This is a genomic window from Rhodococcus sp. SORGH_AS_0303, from assembly GCF_030819335.1.
Taxonomy (GTDB): Bacteria; Actinomycetota; Actinomycetes; order Mycobacteriales; family Mycobacteriaceae; genus Rhodococcoides.
Genome location: NZ_JAUTBO010000001.1, coordinates 2,562,176 through 2,580,992 on the forward strand (window position 1 = coordinate 2,562,176; position 18,817 = coordinate 2,580,992).

Below are 18,817 nucleotides of genomic sequence, written 5' to 3' on the forward strand. Positions count from 1 at the left end.
CGCGACCTTTCGACGGGAATGTCTCTCGTGGAGAACGAGCGTTCTCGCTCGTGTCGGCTACAGTAGAGAACGTTGGTTCTCGCCGCAAGTGCTCATGACGACAGGAGGGTTCGTGGAGACCGATCATCGCGCCAGGATCCTCTCGGCGGCAGACACGCTGTTCTATGCCAAGGGGGTGCAGGCCGTCGGTATGGACGAACTGCGCACCGAGGCGGGCGTTCCGCTCAAACGGCTCTACGCGGAGTTCCCGTCCAAGTCCGCGATCGTCACCGCGGTGCTCGACGGCCGGACGACGATGTGGAACAGCCGCATCGACGAGGCCGAGAGCGCACACGAGTCACCGCGGGACAAGCTGTTGTCTATCTTCGACTTCCTGCACGACTGGTTCCTCGAGGACGACTTCCGCGGGTGCGCGTTCATCAACTCGTTCGGGGAACTCGGCGCCACGATGCCCGCGGTGTCCGATGCCGCGCGCGCCCACAAGCTGACGTTCATCGACCATGTCACGACGCTGGCCGTCGCGGCCGGGGCGTCGCCCACCGTGGGACTGCAGATCGCGCTGTTGGCCGAGGGTGCTCAGACCACCGCGGCCATCACGCGGTCGAGCGAGACCGCGCGGGCGGCCAGGGAGGCCGCCGCCCGATTGCTCAGTCCCGCAACGACTGGGAGCCCATCACCCGGGTGACGGTGATCTCGATGACCACGCGCTCCGGGTTCTCCCGCGGCGTCCGGTAGCGCTGGGCGTATCGGTTCTCCGCATCACGCACGGCGTCGGGTTCGCGCAGGATGCGTGCCGGCCCCTCGAGGGTCAGCCATCGCGCCCCGTCGACCTGAGTCACGGCGCCGTAGCCGCCGCGCTCGGCGTTGCGCACCTTCTGCGATCCGTCCCGCGTGATCACTCGCGCCAGACCTGCCTCCGGATCCCACGTGAATCCCACCGCCACCACGTGCGGTGTGCCGTCCTGACGCTTCGTGGCCAGCGTTGCCAGATGACGCTCGGTGAGGAAGGTTCCGGCGTCGGCGTTCAGCGAGGAGGGGGTGGCGGGCATGACCGCCACGATAATCGAGGACACTGGACGCCGTGACCCACCCACCGGCCGGCCGTGACCTGACCACACCCGACCAGTCGAGCACCGGCATCCTGCTGCTCCTCGGTGGTCGCAGCGACATCGGTCTCGAGATCGCGGAGCGCCTCGCGCGCGGCCGCCACGTCGTCCTCGCCGCCCGGCGGTCCGACGATCTGGTCGCCGAGTCGGATCGAGTGCGCGCGGCCGGCGCGAGTCGGGTGACGACGCTCGAGTTCGACGCCGACGACCTGGCGTCGCACGACGGTCTCGTGACGTCGGTTCTGGCTCACGGGCCGATCGACACGGCGGTCCTGGCCTTCGGCATCCTCGGCGATCAGACGCGCGCCGAGACGGATGCGGCGCACGCGGTGGCCGTCGTCCACACGGACTACGTGGCGCAGGTCAGCATGCTGACACATCTCTCGACGGCGTTGCGCGAGCAGGGATCCGGCCGGCTCGTCGTCTTCTCCTCCGTCGCCGGCGCTCGGGTCCGCAGGGCGAACTACGTCTACGGGTCGGCGAAGGCCGGACTGGACGGATTCGCGTCCGGTCTCGCCGACGCGCTGCACGGGACCGGCGTGCGGTTGCTGCTGATCCGACCGGGTTTCGTCATCGGCCGGATGACCGAGGGGATGTCTCCCGCACCGATGTCGAGCACACCCGGCCAGGTGGCCGACGCGGTGGTCCGCGCGTTGAGCTCGCGGACCGACGTCGTGTGGGTGCCCGGCCGTCTGCGCCTACTCGTCGCCCTGATGCGCGTCCTCCCACGTCCGATCTGGCGCCGGATGCCGCGATGATCGACGTCGTGGGCGTGGGCGCCGACGGGTGGGCCGGGCTGTCGCCGACCTCCCGTGACGCCGTCGAATCCGCGGACGTCCTGTTCGGCTCCGAGCGCCAACTCGACGCGGTGCCGGGCACCGCGGCTCGGCGAATCGCGTGGCCCACCCCGATGCTGCCCGCCCTGACCGGTCTCCTGGACGAGCATGCCGGTACGCGGCGATGCGTGCTCGCGAGCGGTGACCCGATGTTTCACGGGATCGGCGTGACGTTGACGCGGCTCCTCGGTGCTGATGCGGTGCGCGTCCTTCCGCACCCGTCGTCGGCGTCGCTCGCGTGCGCCCGTCTCGGCTGGGCGCTCCACGACGTCGAGGTGGTGTCCCTGGTGAACAGGCCGATCGAGACCGTACTGCCCGCCCTGACACACCGACGCCGCGTCCTCGTGCTAGCCGAGAACGAGAGCACCGCAGCCGAACTCGCGACTCTGTTGCTGAGCCGTGACCTCGGCTCCAGTGCCATGTCCGTGCTCGAGCAACTCGGGGGACCGCGCGAGCGGGTGCGTGCGCTGCCCGTCACCGACTGGCTGCACGCGCGCGACGTCGACTCACTGAACGTCGTCGCGCTCGAGGTGCGGGGCCACACCGTCTCACGCGCACCCGGACTCGACGACGCGCTCTACGTGGGCGACGGTCAGCTGACCAAACGCGAGGTCAGGGCGCTGACTCTCAGCGCCCTCGCGCCCTCACCGGGTGAACGTCTGTGGGACGTCGGCGGCGGGTCGGGAAGCATCGCGATCGAATGGATGCGCACGCATCCGGCATGTTCCGCGATCGCGTTCGAGCGCGTCGAGTCCAGATCCGCCACCATCCGGACCAATGCTGTCGCCCTGGGCGTTCCGTCGCTCGTCGTCCGCGGCGCGGCACCCGATTCCTTGTCCGGTGCGCCCGAACCCGACGCCGTGTTCGTCGGGGGCGGCGCGACGCAACCCGGAGTGATGGACGCCTGCTGGGACGCCCTGCCCGAGGGTGGGCGGCTGGTGGCCAATGCCGTCACCGCGGAGTCGGAATCGCTACTTCTGCAGTGGTATTCGCAGCACGGCGGTCTGCTGCGACGACTGCAGGTGCACCGCGGCGAACCGCTCGGCGGATTCACCGGGTGGCGTCCGCAGATGCCGGTGACGCAGTGGAGCGTCGTGAAGAACGAGAAGGAGACAGCGTGACCGTCAGATTCGTCGGCGCGGGACCCGGTGCAGCCGATCTCGTGACCGTCCGCGCAGCCCGCATCATCGCGTCGAGCCCGGTCTGCCTGTACGCCGGGTCGTTGGTGCCACGCGAACTGCTCGACACGTGCCCGGCAGACGCCCGCGTCGTGAACACCGCTCGCATGACGCTCGACGCGATCGTCGACGAACTCGTCACCGCCTCGCGTGACGGCCTCGACGTCGCCCGCGTGCACTCCGGCGATCCGTCGCTGTACAGCGCCGTCGCCGAGCAGTCGCGACGACTCGACGCGGCGGGCGTGGACTACGAGATCGTGCCGGGTGTTCCGGCGTTCGCCGCGGCTGCGGCCGCGCTGGGTCGCGAACTCACCGTGCCCGGGATCTCGCAGAGCGTGGTGTTGACACGGGTGTCGACGTTGTCGACGGCCATGCCCGACGGCGAGGATCTGCCCACGTTGGCACGGAGCGGGGCGACACTGGTCATTCATCTCGGTGCGCGCCAGATCCACAGCATCACCGAGCAACTCGTGCCGCACTACGGATCCGACTGTCCCGCAGCGGTGGTGGCCTTCGCCAGCCGCGCGGACGAGGTGATCGTGCGGGGCACACTGGCCGATCTCGCGGACGCGACGGTGGCGGCAGGCATCGTCAAGACGGCGGTCGTGGTCGTCGGCCGCGTCTTGTCGGCCGAGGGCTTCCCGGACAGCTTCCTGTACTCGGCGGCCCGCCGACGGCTCGATCACTGACTGTCCGGGGCCGGTAAGGTCGCCCCAATGCATGTTCTGGTTCTCGGTGGCACGTCCGAAGCACGTCAGCTCGCGGTCAAGCTGGACGGACTGCACGGCACCACCGTGACCTCCTCGCTCGCCGGCCGAGTGGCCGATCCCGTGCTCCCGGTGGGGGAGGTGCGGATCGGCGGCTTCGGTGGCGTGGACGGTCTGCGCGAGTGGATCGCGGAGCACGAGGTGACGCACGTCGTCGACGCCACGCATCCCTACGCCGCGACGATGACGGCGCACGCGGTCGAGGTTTGCACGGCGGCCGACGTGCCGCTGGTGCTGGTGCGTCGCGCGCCGTGGAGCCCGCTGGCCGAGGACGACTGGATCACGGTGCCGTCGATGGAGGCGGCAGCGCAGGCACTCGCCGACCGACCCGCTCTCGCCCGCGTCCTGCTCACCATCGGCCGACAGGGCGTGCACCACTTCGCGTCCCTGGACGACCGGCACTTCATCGTGCGGTGTATCGATCCGCCCGAGGGCGAGGTCCCCGCGCACTCGAGCATTCTGGAGTCACGCGGGCCGTTCGACCTCGAGGGCGAGCGCGAGCTGTTGGACGAGCACCGCATCGACGTGGTGGTGAGCAAGAACAGCGGTGGCAAGCTCACGTCGGCCAAGCTTCAGGCCGCCCGCGAGCGCGGCATCCCCGTCGTCATGGTGGAACGGCCGCCCGTTCAGGACGACGTTCCCGTGGTGCCGACAGCCGACAAGTGCGTGACCTGGTTACTGAAGCGACGCACTCCCCGCGCCGCTCCCGACGCGGGCGATGGGATCGACGGTGTCGTAACGCCGTGACGTGAACACCCGCGGGCCGTCCGCGGTGTGATCGACCGTCGTGGTGGACGCTCCGACGATGAGCAGACAGCGCATGTCGATCGTGGCCGGGTCGAGATCCCCGAGCCGGACGACGGTCACCGATTCCTCGGGTCCCGAGACGTCGCGGCCCACGACGACGGGAGTGTCCGGGCCACGGTGCTCGAGCACGAGCGTCTTGAGCGCCTCCACCTGCCAGGTCCGCGAGCGCGAGGCCGGGTTGTAGACGGCGAACGCCATGTCGGCCGCCGCGATCGCGCGGATGCGGCGCTCGACCACGTCCCACGGCTTGAGGCGATCGGACAGGGACAGAACGGCATAGTCGTGGCCCAGGGGAGCGCCGACGCGGCTCGCGACCGCGTTGGCGGCCGTGACCCCGGGGCAGACGCGCACGGGAACGTGGCGCCATCGGTCCTGCGCCGCCACCTCGAGAACCGCTGCGGCCATGGCGAACACGCCGGGATCGCCGGAGGACACGACGACGACCCGACCGCCGCGAGACGCGAGATCGAGTGCCATCTCGGCCCGTTCCGATTCGACTCGGTTGTCACTCGCGTGTCGACGCTGGCCGGCTCGAACGGGCACCCGGTCGATGTAGGTGGTGTAGCCCACGAGATCGGTGGCGCGGAGCAGTTCGCCGCGCACCTCCGGCGTGGTCCACTCGGCCGAGCCCGGCCCCAGTCCGACGACCACCACCTCGCCCGACGCAGCGGGTTCGCTGACCACGTAGGACGGGCTCGAGACCACGGCGATGGAGAAGTACGGAACGTCCGTCGCATCGTCGGCGGCGAGAACGCGTTCGCCGGTGGTGCTCGCGCGCTCGACGTAGCGGGCGCGGTCGATCATGCCGCTGTCGCGCAAGGCTTCGCGCACAGCGGGATACGTGCGGCCCAGCTTGAGGATCGCGGCGGAGTCGGTGTCCTCGAGTCGCCGCGTGAGCTCGGCGCGGGGCAGGGTCCCCGGCAGGATGGTCAGGACCTCGTCACCCTCGACGAGCGGTTCCCCGACCGCCGCGGACGCCGCACTGACCGACGTGACGCCGGGGATCACCTCGGTGTCGAAGCGGTGCGCGAGACGAACGTGCATGTGCTGATACGAGCTGTAGAACATCGGGTCGCCGGCGGCGAGCAGCGCGACCGAGCGACCGGCCTCGAGGTGCGCCGCCAGACGTTCGGACGCTTCGACGTAGAAGTCCGCGAGAGCGCCGTCGTACCCGCCGGGGTGGTCGGTGCCTTCCGTGGTCACCGGGTAGACCAGGTGCTCCTCGATCTGACCCTCGCGCAGGTACGGCTCCGCAGTGCGGCGAGAGATGCTCTTGCCGTGCCGGGCGCTGTGGAAGGCGACGACGTCGGCGGCGGTGATGACCCGCGCGGCTTTGACCGTCACCAGCTCCGGATCACCCGGGCCGATACCGACACCCCAAAGCTTGCCGCTCATTCGCGTTCCGTCGCAATGGCATTGACGGCGGCTGCGGCGATGGCGCTGCCACCGCGGCGGCCGAGGACGAGCAGGTGGTCGAGGCCGAGACCGGAGGCGACGAGATCGTCCTTCGACTCCGCGGCGCCGATGAAGCCCACGGGCCCACCCAGGATCGCGGACGGGCGCGGAGCGCCCTGCTGGATCAACTCCATGAGCCGGAAGAGTGCGGTGGGTGCGTTGCCTATCGCGACGACGGCGCCGTCGAGGTGGTCGACCCACAGATCTACCGCTGCGGCCGTTCTGGTGGTGCCGCGCTCGCGCGCCATCTCCGGGACGTCCGGTGCGTTGAGGGTGCAGATCACCTCGTTGTCGGCCGGGAGCCGTCGACGGGTGATGCCGGACGCGACCATGGTGGCGTCGCAGAGGATGGGAGCCCCCGCGCGCAGCGCAGCACGGCCCTTCGCCACGACGTCGGCCGTCGACGCGATGGACTGCGCCAGATTCACTTCTCCGCACGCGTGGATCATGCGCACGACGACCTGGGCCACATCGTCGGAGAACGCCGACAGATCGGCTTCCGCTCGGATGGTCGCGAAGGAGCGCCGGTAGATCTCGTCGCCGTCGCGAATGTAGTCGTGCATGGCTCCACGATAGGGAGCGATGACGCGCCGTGGTCGGCCAGGGTCCGGCGCCGCGGCACGGGGGAGAGGCACCACGGATCGACACCGAATCGTAACGATGGGTCTGTTCCGGTCGTGCTGCAACGCCCGTAACGTTGCCGAGACGAACGACCGCGGGGTCGTCGACGAGAACGGAGCCGAACCATGTTTCCGAGCACTCTGTTCGACCTCGCCGGCCACTGGCTGGTCGACAACTACGCCTTCCCTGGCCAACAGATACTGGCTATCGGTGCCACGCTGTACTACCTGATCGTGACCTCACCGGGCTCCTGATCGGATGCAGGCGGCTCAGGAGCGCTGGTAACCGCTCTCGGTCGCGACCACGTCGGTGACCTCACCGCGGGGTCGGCCACATCGGCGCTCACACCCGACCCAGTGCTCCCGGCCGTCGCCCACCGCGCCGTGCTCCACGGCGGCGTCGAGATCGGCGCGCACGTCGGAGTGCGACTTCGCGCAGCCGGGAGATCCGACGCACGAGCTGGCCCGCACCCACGGTGACTCCGCGTCGAAGATCAGGCCCATCGGGGCCAACACACGCACGACCTGCTCGGCGACGCCCTCGTCGAGATCGAGGAGCACGATGCCGCGCCACGGCGTGACGTGGATCGGCTTCTCGACCGCCGCGAGGAAGAGGGCGGTGCGGGCCGGCAGCACGCCGTGGGCGAGTGCGGCACCGAGCGCGACGGTGGCGTCGTCCTGCACGAACCATCCGATCGGCGGCTCCACCGACGTCTCGACGGCGACCCGAGGGTGGTCGCCGACAGCGTGATCGACGTGACCGAGCACAGCCTCCACGCCGTTCGGCATCTCCGCGATGCGCCAGTGCCCCTGCCGCTCGCGGCGGAACCCGCGTGCCGCGTCGAGCATCACCGCGACCGCGTCGGCCCGCGGGACCCGGACGCCGCTGTCGGCGCCCGCGAGGATGAGGGCGAAGGAGTCCTCGTCGACGGCGTGGACGCCGATGTCGGCGCCGAAACCCGTCACATCGCCGCGGCCGTCGTCGACCGAGAAGAGCACCCGACCCGGCAGGTCGGCCAGCTCAGGATCACTCGTGAGCGAGGTGTCCAGCGAGGACACCAGGTCGCGGACGTCGGCCGTTCCGCCGAGACGACCCGAGAGTGGCGACGCCAGGATGTTGCGGACCCGCTCGTGGGTCTCCGACGGCAGAAGTCCCGCGGCCGCGAGCCGGTCGGCCAGGTCGTCGGGATCGCGTACCGCGCGGAGCTGGACGTTCCCCCGGGAGGTGAGCACCAACTCACCGTCGGACAAATCTGTCGACGCCGCCGCGAGCACACCCATCTGCTCGGCGCTGAGCGCGCCGCCGGGCAGACGCACCCGAGCCAGCAAGCCGTCCTTCGCCTCGTGCAGTTGGAGCGCCCCGGGGCAGGCGTCCCGTCTGGTCCTGTCCCCGGCATCACTCATGCAGTCCAGGCTACGACGTACGATCATCGCGAAGCACCCCGGAAGCCGGTGAGACTCCGGCGCGGTCGCGCCACTGTGACTCCAGCGTCTCCGGAGAAGTCAGACCTGGGGTGCACACCGACGCCGACGGGGCGCGAAAACCCCAGGGAAGGCTCCACCACCGTGATCTTGCTGCTCTCGACATCCGACACCGACCTGCTGAGCGCACGTGCCTCCGGCGCCGAGTACCGCTGGGCCAACCCGTCCCGCATCCTCGTCGACGCCGATCTGCCGACGCTCATGGACGGTGTCGACCTGGTGGTCGTGCGCATTCTCGGCGGGCGCCGGATGTGGGAGAGCGGTATCGACGCGGTGCTCCGCGGCCCCGTTCCGGTGGTCATGCTGGGCGGCGAGCAGGCTCCTGATGCCGAGCTGATGGAACTGTCGACGGTTCCCGCGAATGTGGCAGCGCAGGCGCACCAGTACCTGGCCGAGGGCGGCGCGGACAACCTCCGCGAGCTGTCGTGGTTCCTGTCGGACACAGTTCTGCTCACCGGTCACGGATTCGAGCCGCCCGCCCATCTCCCGACGTGGGGTGTGCTGCGCACCCGTGCGCCTTTTGCGCATCCAGAGGTACGCGAAAGGCGCACGGGGGCAGAGCCCACGATCGCCGTCCTGTACTACCGAGCCCAGCACCTCGCGGGCAACGTCGACTACATCCATGCCCTGTGCGACGCCATCGAGGCGAAGGGCGCCCGCGCGCTCCCGATCTACTGTGCGTCGCTGCGCAGCGCGGAACCCGAACTGCTCGAGGCGTTGCGCGAAGCCGACTCCATGGTGGTCACCGTGCTCGCGGCCGGCGGAACCCGTCCCGCCAACGTGGGCGCCGGTGGCGACGACGAGGCCTGGGACGTCGCCGAGCTCGCCGCGCTCAACGTGCCGATCCTGCAGGGCCTGTGCCTCACCAGCTCCCGCGCGATGTGGGACGCGAACGACGACGGCATGTCCCCGCTGGACGTCGCGACCCAGGTCGCGGTGCCCGAGTTCGACGGTCGCATCATCACCGTTCCGTTCTCGTTCAAGGAGATCGACTCGGACGGCCTGAGCACGTACGTGCCGGACCACGAGCGGTGCGCACGCGTCGCCGGCATCGCGGTCCGGCATGCTCGACTGCGCCGAATTCCCGCAGCCGACAAGCGCATTGCGCTGATGCTGTCCGCGTACCCGACCAAGCACGCCCGCATCGGCAACGCCGTCGGACTCGACACCCCGGCGTCGGCGATCGGTCTGCTGACGCGGATGCGCGAGTTGGGCTACGACATCGGACCCGTCGACGGTGACGACGCGGTGCCCGGCCTCGCCGCGCAGGACGGCGACGCCCTCATCCACGCGCTCATCGCCGCCGGTGGGCAGGACGCCGACTGGCTCACCGCCGAGCAACTCGAGGGCAACCCCATCCGTATCTCGGCCGCGCGCTACCGACGCTGGTTCGACACGCTGCCAGAGGACCTGCGATCCGGCGTCGTCGAACACTGGGGCGAGGCACCGGGCGAGCTGTACGTCGACCGTTCGGCGGATCCGGAGGGCGAGATCGTCATCGCCGCACTGCGGTTCTCCAACGTCGTCCTCATGGTGCAGCCGCCTCGCGGGTTCGGCGAGAACCCCGTGGCGATCTACCACGATCCGGATCTTCCCCCCAGCCACCACTACCTCGCCGCCTACCGCTGGCTCGCGGCCCCGGAGGAGGACGGCGGTTTCGCCGCGGACGCCGTCGTGCACCTCGGCAAGCACGGCAACCTCGAGTGGTTGCCCGGCAAGACTCTCGGCATGTCCGCCTCGTGCGGCACCGACGCCGCGTTGGGCGATCTGCCACTGATCTACCCGTTCCTGGTCAACGACCCGGGCGAGGGGACACAGGCCAAGCGCCGCGCGCACGCGACTCTCGTCGACCACCTCATCCCGCCGATGGCCCGCGCCGAGAGCTACGGCGACATCACCCGCCTCGAGCAGTTGCTCGACGAGCACTCGAACATCTCGACGCTGGACCCGGCCAAACTGCCGGCGATTCGTCAGCAGATCTGGACGCTCATGACCGCGGCCCAGATGCACAAGGACCTCGGCCTGGAGGAACGCCCCGACGAAGAGGTGTTCGACGACATGCTGCTGCACGTCGACGGCTGGCTGTGCGAGATCAAGGACGTGCAGATCCGCGACGGGCTCCACGTCCTCGGGCAGGCTCCGCGCGGTGAGGCGGAGGTCGACCTCGTGCTTGCCATGCTGCGGGCCCGTCAGATGTGGGGTGGGGAGCGCACCGTTCCGGGTCTGCGGGAAGCGTTGGGTCTCAGCGAGGACGGCGACGAGGCCCGTACGTCGGTCGATGCCGTCGAGGAGCAGGCACGTGGTCTCGTTGCGGCACTGCACCGCGCCGACTGGTCGGTGGACGCCGTCGACGGCATCACCGCGGGACTGCCCGACACCGTCGCCGAGATCCTCCGCTTCGCGGCCACCGAGGTGGTTCCCCGTCTGCGCGGAACCGACCAGGAGATCGACCGTGTACTGCATGCGCTGAACGGCGGATTCATCCCGGCCGGTCCCAGCGGGTCGCCGCTGCGTGGACTCATCAATGTGCTGCCGACCGGCCGCAACTTCTACTCGGTCGACCCCAAGGCGGTGCCGTCGCGGCTCGCGTGGGAGACCGGCCAGGCGATGGCCGAGTCGCTCGTGGCCCGCTACCTGCAGGATCACGGCGAGTACCCGCGCTCTGTCGGGTTGTCGGTGTGGGGGACCAGCGCCATGCGTACCTCGGGTGACGACGTGGCCGAGGTGTTCGCACTGCTCGGCGTGCTGCCCGTGTGGGACGAGGCGTCGCGCCGCGTCACGCACCTCGAACCGATCGCTCTGGACGAGCTGAAACGGCCGCGTATCGACGTGACGGTCCGCATCTCCGGCTTCTTCCGCGACGCGTTCCCGCACGTGCTCGCGATGATGGACGACGCCGTCCGCATGGTCGCGGGCCTGGACGAGACCGACGAGCAGAACTACGTGCGTGCGCACGCACAGGCCGATCTCGCGGAGCACGGCGACGACCGCCGAGCCACCACCCGCATCTTCGGATCCAAGCCCGGCACGTACGGCGCCGGACTGCTGCAGTTGATCGACAGCAAGAGCTGGCGCAGTGACGAGGATCTGGCGCAGGTCTACACGACGTGGGGCGGCTTCGCGTACGGCCGCGGACTGAACGGCGTCCCGGCAGCGGACGACATGCGTTCGTCCTACCGGCGCATCGCGGTGGCGGCGAAGAACACCGACACCCGCGAGCACGACATCGCCGACTCCGACGACTACTTCCAGTACCACGGCGGCATGGTGGCGACCGTGCGTGCGCTCACCGGCACGTCTCCCGAGGCGTACATCGGCGACAGCACCCGCCCGGAATCGGTGCGCACCCGCACGCTGCACGAGGAGACGTCCCGCGTGTTCCGTGCGCGCGTCGTCAACCCGCGCTGGATGGACGCGATGCGGCGGCACGGGTACAAGGGCGCATTCGAGATGGCCGCGACGGTCGACTACCTGTTCGGGTACGACGCCACCACGGGAGTCGTGCAGGACTGGATGTACGAGAAGCTCACGCAGGAGTACGTCCTCGACGAGACCAATCGGAAGTTCATGTCGACGTCCAATCCCTGGGCGCTGCACGGAATCTCCGAGCGACTGCTCGAGGCCGTGGAACGCGGCATGTGGGCGGAACCGGACCCGGCAGTGCTCGCGGACCTCCGTGCGGCCTACCTCGAGAGCGAAGGCGAGCTCGAGGGCGACTGACCGGCCTATCCTGTCTCGTATGAGCAACCCGTTCGGTGACGTCGGCACCGCGAAGTACGTCCTCCTGACCACGTTCACCAAGGACGGCACCCCCAAGCCGACACCCATCTGGGCGGCCCTCGACGGGGATCGGCTCCTCATGTGGACTCAGCGGGAGTCGTGGAAGGTCAAGCGGATCCGCAATACACCCCGCGTCACGGTGGCCACCTGCGATCGCAGTGGAAAGAACGTGGGCCCGGCCATGGACGCTGTCGCCGAGGTGCTGGACGACGCCGGCACCGCGCGTACCCGCGACGTGGTGATCGAGAAGTACGGCATCACCGGCCGCATCGCCGTCACGATGAGCTCCCTGTTCAAGGGCAAGAGCAGCACCGTCGGGTTGGCGTTACGCGCGGCCTGACTCCGTGTCGGTGGTGTCGGCTACTGTCTGTTCAGGTCGTCGGGGGGCGGCCTGATCGGGGCATCACCGGGGGGTGAATTCGTGTACGACGCACCAGTTTCCGTCGATGTGTTGGTGTCGGCGAAGGTCGACGCCCAGGCCTCGTTCGCCCGCACCGTCGCCGCGTCGTGCTCCTACATCCACTCCGAGTCCCGACGCCCCGCCGTGCTCGCGACCGGTGGGGTATTCGACGCCGACGCCGCCGAAGCATGCGCGGTCGCGGAGGTCGCGTCGGCGCTGTCGGTGTCCACCAGCACTGTCACGGAGTGGCTGTTTTTGATTCGCACCGCCCGTCCTGCGGTGCAGGAAGCGTTCGATGCGGGCCGGTTGGCGTACGCGGCGTTCCGCACGGTCTGCCGATCCCTGGCCGGGTTCCATCATGCGACCGAAGCATTACTGCAGCGGGTCATTGCTGTCGCAGCCCGGTGCACGCCGGGTGCGGTCGCGTCGGCGATCGACCGGATCCTCGCCGACTTCGACGCTGACTGGCACCGCATCATCCGTGAACGGGCAGCATTGGAGCGGTCGGCGACGGTGCGCAAGCTCCCGCGCGATCAGGCCGAGCTGAAGATCCGTGGTCCGGCCGACAAAGTCGCCGCACTGTGGCGGAACATCGCCGCTGCCGCCGCACGCGGGGTGACCGATCCGACGTCGTTGCCGGCTCGGTTGTTCGACGCCGCGCACGCGCTCTTGACCGGGGCCGTTTCGGGTACGCCGGCCCGTGCCGTGATCGTCCTCGATGCTGCCACCGCAGCAGGGTTGGCGGGGGAACCCGGCCACCTCGTCGGCTGGGGACCGGTACCAGCTGATATAGCCCGGAGAATTGCCGGGGATGCGACGTGGCAGGCGATGATCACCGCCGCGGAGGTCGCGGAACCGCGGGCGGGGTGCAGGTGCCGATGCCCGGAGCACGACCCGCCGACCGACTCCGAACCACCGGGCCCGCCGATGCCCGCCGCCGGGCGGGAAGTCCGCCGCACCCGCCGCATGCCCGCAGGGTGGACACCGACCACGGGGAAACTGGGCAGCACGACAGCCCGAAAAGCCAGCTAGCAGGTCGAGTACCTTCGCGCGCTCGCACCATCGGCGGTGGACCGTGCCGTCGCCAACCCCGACGGCCACGGGGGCTTCGCCGTACCCCCGGCCGGGGCGTTGACGTACCGGCCGTCCGAGGCGATCGCCGCCCTGGTGACAGCCCTGTATCCGACATGTATCCATCCGGGGTGTGCTGTGCCGAGTGCGGACTGCGACCTCGACCATGTCGTCCCGTTCGACCACACCGACCCGGAGAGAGGCGGCTGGACCGTCACCGGCAACCTCGCGCCGCTGTGCCGTCGGCACCACGGCCTGAAGACCCGGCGGCAGTGGCACCACCGCATGCTCCGGGACGGGATCGTCCATGTCCGCGACTCGCACGGCACCGACTACTTCACCGCACCCGGCGAGTGAGGCCCCTCCTACTGGGCCGCGCTCACGGACGACATGTGGAAGTCGGGGATCCGCATCGGGGGCATCGCTGCGCGGGTGAACCAGTCCGACCACTCACGCGGCAGGGTGGGAACGGTCGTACCCGCCTCTGTCGCGCGGCGCAGGATGTCGAGCGGGCTCTCGTTGAACCGGAAGTTGTTCACGGCAGCAGTCACCCGGCCGTCCTCGACCAGGTAGACGCCGTCCCGCGTCAACCCGGTGAGGAGCATGGTCGTCGGGTCCACCTCGCGGATGTACCAGAGCGTCGTCAACAAGAGTCCTCGTTCGGTGCGCGCGACGAGGTCGTCGACGGAACCGCCGGCGCCGCCCACCATGACGAGGTTGTCGCCGGGCACAGTGGGTGTGGTCCCGAATTCTGCTGCGGCGGAACGCGGGTAGGCAAGGGAGGTGATTGCACCGTCGCGGATCCAGTCGGTGCGGCCGGCGTCCATTCCGTTGTCGAACACCGACACCGCGTCGCTCGAGGATCCGGTGACCACGAATGGGGCGTACTCGAGGCCGTTCTCGGACGGGTCGGAGTACAGCGTGAGACCGAGGTGTCCGAGCACCTCACCGACGCGGGTGCCGCCGCCGGGAGCGGACAGGGCGGTGCGGCCCTCCTGCGCGCCCCGGCCGTCCATCGACCACAGCAGATCGATCATCAGATCGGCGACCGCGGACGGTGGGAGGATCGTCTCGTAGCGTCCCGCGGGAAGGTCGACGGTCCGGGCGGACCAGTCGAGCCGGCGAGTCAGTTCGGCCAGGGACGCATCCAGATCGATGTCGCGGAAGTCTCGGGTACCGGTGCCCACCCAGGCACTGGCACCGCCCGAGAGACCACCCCTCTTACCGTTGATCTCGAGCGACCCGACAGGTTCGACGACGCGCCGCCGCACCCCGGTGGACGTGCCCAGCCACACGGTACGGACCGTGTGATGCGCGAAGCCGTACAACGCATCGGCTCCGTCGAATCCCCGCGCCAGGCCGGGTACCACGGAGTCGAACACGTCGATCCCCGTGCGGAGCGGGACGTCGCCCCAGCCGGAGTCCGGCGTCGGGGCGCCCTCGACGAGGGGCATCGCATCGGTGGCGGGCTGAGCCACACGAGCGGCGTCCTCGGCGGCTGCCACGACGCCGGCCACATCATCCGGATCCATGCTCGTGGACGAGACCGTTCCCACCCGCGCCGCCGTGCCGTCCCGCACGATCGAGACGACGGTCCAGGACCTCGAGTCACCCACGCCGTTGGTGGTCATCGAGTTCCCGGCCCACCGCAGGGATGCCTCCGAGATGTCGGCGACGATCACGACGGTGTCCGAGACGGTGGCGTACGACAGCGCACGCTCCACCAGATCGTGGCCGCCGAGGGGAGTGCTGACGCTCACTGACCCGCCTCCGTTCGCGTATTGAGGACGTTGACCGAACGGAAGAGAGCAGCGGGGCAGCCGTGCGACACCGCCGCCACCTGACCGGGCTGCGCCTTGCCGCAGTTGAACGCGCCGCCCAGACGCCACGTGGACGGTCCGCCCACCGCCTCCATCGAGCCCCAGAAATCGGTGGTCGTCGCCTGGTACGCCAGGTCCCGGACCTGGCCCGCGAGAGCCCCGTTCTCGATGCGGAAGAAGCGCTGGCCGGTGAACTGGAAGTTGTAGCGCTGCATGTCGATCGACCACGACTTGTCGCCCACCACATAGACGCCGTGCTCGACGTCGGCGATGAGATCGTCCACGCTGCGATCGACGTGCGGGTCCGGTTGCAGCGAGACGTTGGCCATCCGCTGGATCGGGACGTGGTGGGGCGAGTCCGCGTACGAGCACCCGTTCGACCGCTCGAGCCCGAGGCGGGGGGCGAACACTCTGTCGAGCTGGTAGCCGACGAGAACCCCGTCGCGCACCAGATCCCACGACTGCGAGGCCACGCCGTCGTCGTCCCACCCGATGCTGGACAACCCGTGGCGTTCGGTGCGGTCGGCGGTCACGTGCATCGACTCACTGCCGTAGCGCAGCGTGCCGAGCTGGTCGGGCGTCGCGAAGGACGTTCCGGCGTAGGCGGCCTCGTAGCCGATGGCTCGGTCGTATTCCGTGGCGTGGCCGATGGACTCGTGGATGGTGAGCCACAGGTTGGTCGGGTCGATCACCAGATCGGTGAGACCCGGCTCCACGCCGGGGGCCTTCGTCTTCTCGGCGAGCCAGTCGGGGATGCGCGAGAGTTCGTCGTCCCAGTCCCACAGTCCGTCGGCGCCGGTCCCGTCGGAGGTCAGGTACTCCCAGCCACGTCCCGTCGGGGGAGCGAGGGTGCGCATCGAATCGAAGCCACCCGACGCGGAATCGACGGACACGGCGTCGATCTGCGGGTGGAGTCGCACCCGTTGCTGCGTGATGCGCGACCCGGCGAGGTCGGCGTAGAACGACTGCTCCTTGACCTGCAGCACGGAGGCACTCACGTGGTCGACGCCGTCCGAGGCCAGCAGACGGCCGGAGTACTCGCCCAGCAGATCGACCTTGTCGGTGGTGGGGACGTCGAAGGGATCGATCTCGTAGTCCGACACCCACGACACGTTCTCGTACACCGGCTCGGAGGCGAGCACGACGGGATCCCGGTTCAGGTCGCGCAACGCCTGCGCGACGAGCACGGCGCGCGAGGTGACGGAGACGGCCTCGTCCACCGACAGCACCGCGCCGGACGCGAAGCCCCAGGTGCCGTCGACGATCACCCGGACCGCGAGGCCGAGCGTCGTCGCCTCGACACTCGACTGCACCTCGCCGTCGCGGAGAGCGAGCGACTGCGTCCGCAAGCGATGCACCCGCAGATCCGCATGCGTGGCACCGGACGCACGTGCCGCTGTCAGCGCCGCATCCGCGAGCGCGTGCAGTGGCAGGGCGACGAAATCGCTGTCGACGTCTCTCACATCGGTGACGCTAGCCGAACTGTTGCCACCCGAGTCGGATGACGAGCGCGAACACCACCACCAGCAACACGATGCGCACGAACCCGGCGCCCCGCGAGATCGCCATGCGTGAGCCGACCAGCGAGCCCGCGACGTTCGCGACGGCCATGGCGAGGCCGAGCAACCACAGGACGTCGTCGGTCGCCGAGAAGTACAGGAGGGCGCCGATGTTGGATCCCAGATTCAGCACCTTCGCCATCGCCGCGCTGCGCACGAACTCGGTGCCGAGCAGGGTGGCGAACGTGATGATGAGGAAGGTGCCGGTGCCCGGACCGAGGATGCCGTCGTAGAACCCGATGGCGACGGCGGCCACCACCACCACGATGGTGATGCGGCGGCGCGTCGGCGGATCACCCACCACGACGCCGACGGTGGGGCGCAGCGTCACCAGCACCGCGACGCCGACCAGCACCACCAGCACGATGGGGATGAAGAGGTCCTTGTCGATGAGGCTGACGGTGGCGGCGCCGAACGCCGCGCCGACCGCGGCCACCACTCCGGCGGGTGCGAGGAGCCGCCAGTTCATCGGGACCTTGCGGGAGAAGGTCAGCACCGCGGCGGTGGTGCCGGCAACGGAGGCCAGCTTGTTGGTGGCCAGCACCGTCTGCTGGGTCGTGGCCGCCGGCGTGACCAACAGGAGTGCGGGCAACAGGATGAGCCCGCCGCCACCGACCACGGCGTCCACCCAGCCCGCCGCCAGCGCGGCAGCCAGCAACACCGACCAGTCACCAGCACCCATGGCGGACATTCGATCACAGCTCCCGCGCTACGCTTCGACCACGATGCGCCGATTCAGCGAATGGCTCCGCCACCGTCCGTTCGCGGTCGACTGTGCGCTGGCGGTGTCACTCTTCCTCATCGAGCTCACGGCCGTGGCTGCCGTGCAGCAGCCCCTCGTCTACGTGGCGATGGCGGTCGCCGTGTCCACGCCGATCGCCTGGCGCCGCCGCTACCCGGTGGCCGCCGCCTGGACGGCGCTCGCACTCGGCCAGGTCGCGACTCTGATGGTGTGGGCGTCGGAAGAACCGCGCACGCTGCCGCCCGGGCAGCTCGGCTTCGTGGTGATGCTCTACACGCTGGCCGTGTACACCGACCGGCGCACGACCCTGCTCTTCGCGCTGGGCCTCGCGGCCGACATCGTCGTCGTGCGGCTCGTGCTCGGGTCCGACTGGACCTCCACCATCTTCTTCGTCCTCCTCTACGCCCTGGCCTACATCACGGCGGAGTTCCTCGGGACTCGCCGGGCCTACGTCGCCGAGGTCAGCGCACGGCTCGCCGTCGCCGAATCCGATCGTGACCGACGCGCCGTCGAGGCGGTGTCCGCCGAGCGCACCCGCATCGCCCGCGAACTGCACGACGTGGTGGCCCACGCGGTGAGCGTCATGATCGTGCAGGCGGACGGGGCGTCCTACGCGCTGCGGTCGGATCCGGAGCGGGCCGCGGCGGCACTCGCGAACATCTCCGCGACCGGCCGCTCCGCACTCACCGAACTCCGACGCACGGTGTCGCTGTTACGGACCGACGAGTCGTCCGAGTCCCACCCCGAGTACGGCACCGCGGCCCTCGCCAAGATCGTGGAGTTGATGCGGGCCGCCGGTCTGCGGGTGTCGATCGAGCAGACCGGCGAACTCGACGACCTGCCGCCGGCGGTGTCGCTCGGGGTGCACCGGCTGGTGCAGGAATCGCTCACCAACGTGCTGCGCCACGGCGGCGAGCGGCCCCGAGCCGTGGTGGCCGTGCGACGCGAACCGTCCGCGGTGACGGTGTCGGTGATCAATTCCTCGGACGACACCGGCCCGGCCGTCGACATCCACGCCGCACCCACCACCAGCGGCTTCGGCGTCATCGGCATGCGCGAACGTGTCGCCGTGCTGGGCGGAGAGCTCCGCGCCGGTCCGCTGCCGGGCGGCCGGTGGCGCGTGGCCGCGACGCTGCCCCTCGAACTGAAGGCCGCGCTGGGCGTCGACCAGGACCACCCGGACCGCTAGGTTGT

Annotated in this window: 18 protein-coding genes and 1 riboswitch; of the genes, 11 read left to right on the forward strand and 7 right to left on the reverse strand. The window is 69.8% G+C overall.

Features of this window, described 5'->3' with window-relative positions:
* The first annotated feature begins 94 nt into the window (after positions 1–94).
* A complete protein-coding gene (locus tag QE449_RS12100) occupies positions 95–685 on the forward strand; it encodes a TetR/AcrR family transcriptional regulator (RefSeq protein WP_027505372.1) in 591 nt (196 codons plus the stop codon).
* Here QE449_RS12100 and QE449_RS12105 read toward each other — a convergent pair.
* Positions 648–1,049, reverse strand: coding sequence for a PPOX class F420-dependent oxidoreductase (locus QE449_RS12105; protein WP_056444561.1), 402 nt, complete (start codon positions 1,047–1,049; stop codon positions 648–650). The two genes, QE449_RS12100 and QE449_RS12105, sit on opposite strands and share 38 nt — an antisense overlap.
* A 32-nt stretch (positions 1,050–1,081) precedes the next feature.
* Between QE449_RS12105 and QE449_RS12110 the strand changes: the two genes are divergently transcribed.
* The 4 genes from QE449_RS12110 to QE449_RS12125 are packed head-to-tail and all read left to right on the forward strand — an operon-like array spanning position 1,082 to position 4,634.
* Positions 1,082–1,864 (forward strand): SDR family NAD(P)-dependent oxidoreductase, encoded by a 783-nt coding sequence (locus QE449_RS12110; protein ID WP_307108879.1) that lies wholly within the window; start codon positions 1,082–1,084, stop codon positions 1,862–1,864.
* A complete protein-coding gene (gene cbiE / locus QE449_RS12115) occupies positions 1,861–3,063 on the forward strand; it encodes a precorrin-6y C5,15-methyltransferase (decarboxylating) subunit CbiE (RefSeq protein WP_285184822.1) in 1,203 nt (400 codons plus the stop codon). Before QE449_RS12110 ends, cbiE begins: the two co-directional genes overlap by 4 nt.
* The gene (gene cobM / locus QE449_RS12120; protein ID WP_027505376.1) at positions 3,060–3,809 is read left to right on the forward strand and encodes a precorrin-4 C(11)-methyltransferase; all 750 of its coding nucleotides are present in this window, start codon (positions 3,060–3,062) and stop codon (positions 3,807–3,809) included. The genes cbiE and cobM overlap by 4 nt, the downstream gene beginning before the upstream one ends.
* A gap of 27 nt (positions 3,810–3,836) precedes the next feature.
* The gene (locus tag QE449_RS12125) at positions 3,837–4,634 is read left to right on the forward strand and encodes a cobalt-precorrin-6A reductase (RefSeq protein ID WP_307108880.1); all 798 of its coding nucleotides are present in this window, start codon (positions 3,837–3,839) and stop codon (positions 4,632–4,634) included.
* Here the strand turns inward: QE449_RS12125 and cobJ are convergent.
* Together cobJ and QE449_RS12135 are read right to left on the reverse strand one after the other, a co-directional pair.
* Positions 4,563–6,089, reverse strand: a complete 1,527-nt coding sequence (gene cobJ, locus QE449_RS12130; RefSeq protein ID WP_056444552.1) for a precorrin-3B C(17)-methyltransferase — start codon at positions 6,087–6,089, stop codon at positions 4,563–4,565. The two genes, QE449_RS12125 and cobJ, sit on opposite strands and share 72 nt — an antisense overlap.
* Entirely contained in the window at positions 6,086–6,712 is a 627-nt protein-coding gene (locus tag QE449_RS12135) for a precorrin-8X methylmutase (protein WP_027505377.1), read from the reverse strand. Before QE449_RS12135 ends, cobJ begins: the two co-directional genes overlap by 4 nt.
* Before the next feature lie 183 nt (positions 6,713–6,895).
* On the opposite strand from QE449_RS12135, the gene QE449_RS12140 reads away from it, so the two are divergent.
* The gene (locus QE449_RS12140; RefSeq protein ID WP_307093034.1) at positions 6,896–7,024 is read left to right on the forward strand and encodes a hypothetical protein; all 129 of its coding nucleotides are present in this window, start codon (positions 6,896–6,898) and stop codon (positions 7,022–7,024) included.
* A 15-nt stretch (positions 7,025–7,039) separates the two neighbouring features.
* On the opposite strand, the gene cobG is transcribed toward QE449_RS12140, so the two are convergent.
* Positions 7,040–8,173 (reverse strand): precorrin-3B synthase, encoded by a 1,134-nt coding sequence (gene cobG, locus QE449_RS12145; RefSeq protein WP_307108881.1) that lies wholly within the window; start codon positions 8,171–8,173, stop codon positions 7,040–7,042.
* 40 nt (positions 8,174–8,213) lie between these two features.
* Positions 8,214–8,278, forward strand: a riboswitch (cobalamin riboswitch).
* A 57-nt stretch (positions 8,279–8,335) separates the two neighbouring features.
* On the opposite strand from cobG, the gene cobN reads away from it, so the two are divergent.
* The 4 genes from cobN (at position 8,336) to QE449_RS12165 (ending at position 13,859) form a co-directional block, all read left to right on the forward strand.
* Positions 8,336–11,971 carry a cobaltochelatase subunit CobN gene (gene cobN / locus QE449_RS12150; RefSeq protein ID WP_307108882.1) on the forward strand — a complete coding sequence of 1,212 codons (3,636 nt, stop codon included), beginning with the start codon at positions 8,336–8,338 and terminating at the stop codon, positions 11,969–11,971.
* A gap of 19 nt (positions 11,972–11,990) precedes the next feature.
* On the forward strand, positions 11,991–12,371 hold the full coding sequence (locus QE449_RS12155; protein ID WP_222648929.1) for a PPOX class F420-dependent oxidoreductase: 381 nt from the start codon (positions 11,991–11,993) through the stop codon (positions 12,369–12,371).
* An 81-nt stretch (positions 12,372–12,452) separates the two neighbouring features.
* Complete coding sequence (locus QE449_RS12160; protein ID WP_307108883.1) at positions 12,453–13,463, forward strand: hypothetical protein; 1,011 nt, start codon at positions 12,453–12,455, stop codon at positions 13,461–13,463.
* 36 nt (positions 13,464–13,499) lie between these two features.
* On the forward strand, positions 13,500–13,859 hold the full coding sequence (locus tag QE449_RS12165) for an HNH endonuclease signature motif containing protein (RefSeq protein ID WP_307108884.1): 360 nt from the start codon (positions 13,500–13,502) through the stop codon (positions 13,857–13,859).
* Between the two features lie 8 nt (positions 13,860–13,867).
* On the opposite strand, the gene QE449_RS12170 is transcribed toward QE449_RS12165, so the two are convergent.
* The 3 genes from QE449_RS12170 to QE449_RS12180 are packed head-to-tail and all read right to left on the reverse strand — an operon-like array spanning position 13,868 to position 17,563.
* Complete coding sequence (locus QE449_RS12170; protein WP_307108885.1) at positions 13,868–15,262, reverse strand: metallopeptidase TldD-related protein; 1,395 nt, start codon at positions 15,260–15,262, stop codon at positions 13,868–13,870.
* Entirely contained in the window at positions 15,259–16,785 is a 1,527-nt protein-coding gene (locus QE449_RS12175; RefSeq protein ID WP_222637525.1) for a TldD/PmbA family protein, read from the reverse strand. The genes QE449_RS12170 and QE449_RS12175 overlap by 4 nt, the downstream gene beginning before the upstream one ends.
* Before the next feature lie 10 nt (positions 16,786–16,795).
* Positions 16,796–17,563, reverse strand: a complete 768-nt coding sequence (locus QE449_RS12180; RefSeq protein WP_056445145.1) for a TSUP family transporter — start codon at positions 17,561–17,563, stop codon at positions 16,796–16,798.
* Between the two features lie 43 nt (positions 17,564–17,606).
* Here QE449_RS12180 and QE449_RS12185 point away from each other — a divergent pair, with 43 nt between their 5' ends.
* Complete coding sequence (locus tag QE449_RS12185; protein WP_307108886.1) at positions 17,607–18,812, forward strand: sensor histidine kinase; 1,206 nt, start codon at positions 17,607–17,609, stop codon at positions 18,810–18,812.
* Positions 18,813–18,817 lie beyond the last annotated feature (5 nt).

Coding starts and splice junctions, on each gene's coding strand:
- QE449_RS12100 (WP_027505372.1), top strand. CDS start 95: ATGACGACAGGAGGGTTCGTGGAGACCGATCATCGCGCCAGGATCCTC.
- QE449_RS12105 (WP_056444561.1), bottom strand. CDS start 1,049: ATGCCCGCCACCCCCTCCTCGCTGAACGCCGACGCCGGAACCTTCCTC.
- cbiE (WP_285184822.1), top strand. CDS start 1,861: ATGATCGACGTCGTGGGCGTGGGCGCCGACGGGTGGGCCGGGCTGTCG.
- QE449_RS12125 (WP_307108880.1), top strand. CDS start 3,837: ATGCATGTTCTGGTTCTCGGTGGCACGTCCGAAGCACGTCAGCTCGCG.
- cobJ (WP_056444552.1), bottom strand. CDS start 6,089: ATGAGCGGCAAGCTTTGGGGTGTCGGTATCGGCCCGGGTGATCCGGAG.
- QE449_RS12135 (WP_027505377.1), bottom strand. CDS start 6,712: ATGCACGACTACATTCGCGACGGCGACGAGATCTACCGGCGCTCCTTC.
- QE449_RS12140 (WP_307093034.1), top strand. CDS start 6,896: ATGTTTCCGAGCACTCTGTTCGACCTCGCCGGCCACTGGCTGGTCGAC.
- cobG (WP_307108881.1), bottom strand. CDS start 8,173: ATGAGTGATGCCGGGGACAGGACCAGACGGGACGCCTGCCCCGGGGCG.
- QE449_RS12155 (WP_222648929.1), top strand. CDS start 11,991: ATGAGCAACCCGTTCGGTGACGTCGGCACCGCGAAGTACGTCCTCCTG.
- QE449_RS12180 (WP_056445145.1), bottom strand. CDS start 17,563: ATGGGTGCTGGTGACTGGTCGGTGTTGCTGGCTGCCGCGCTGGCGGCG.
- QE449_RS12185 (WP_307108886.1), top strand. CDS start 17,607: ATGCGCCGATTCAGCGAATGGCTCCGCCACCGTCCGTTCGCGGTCGAC.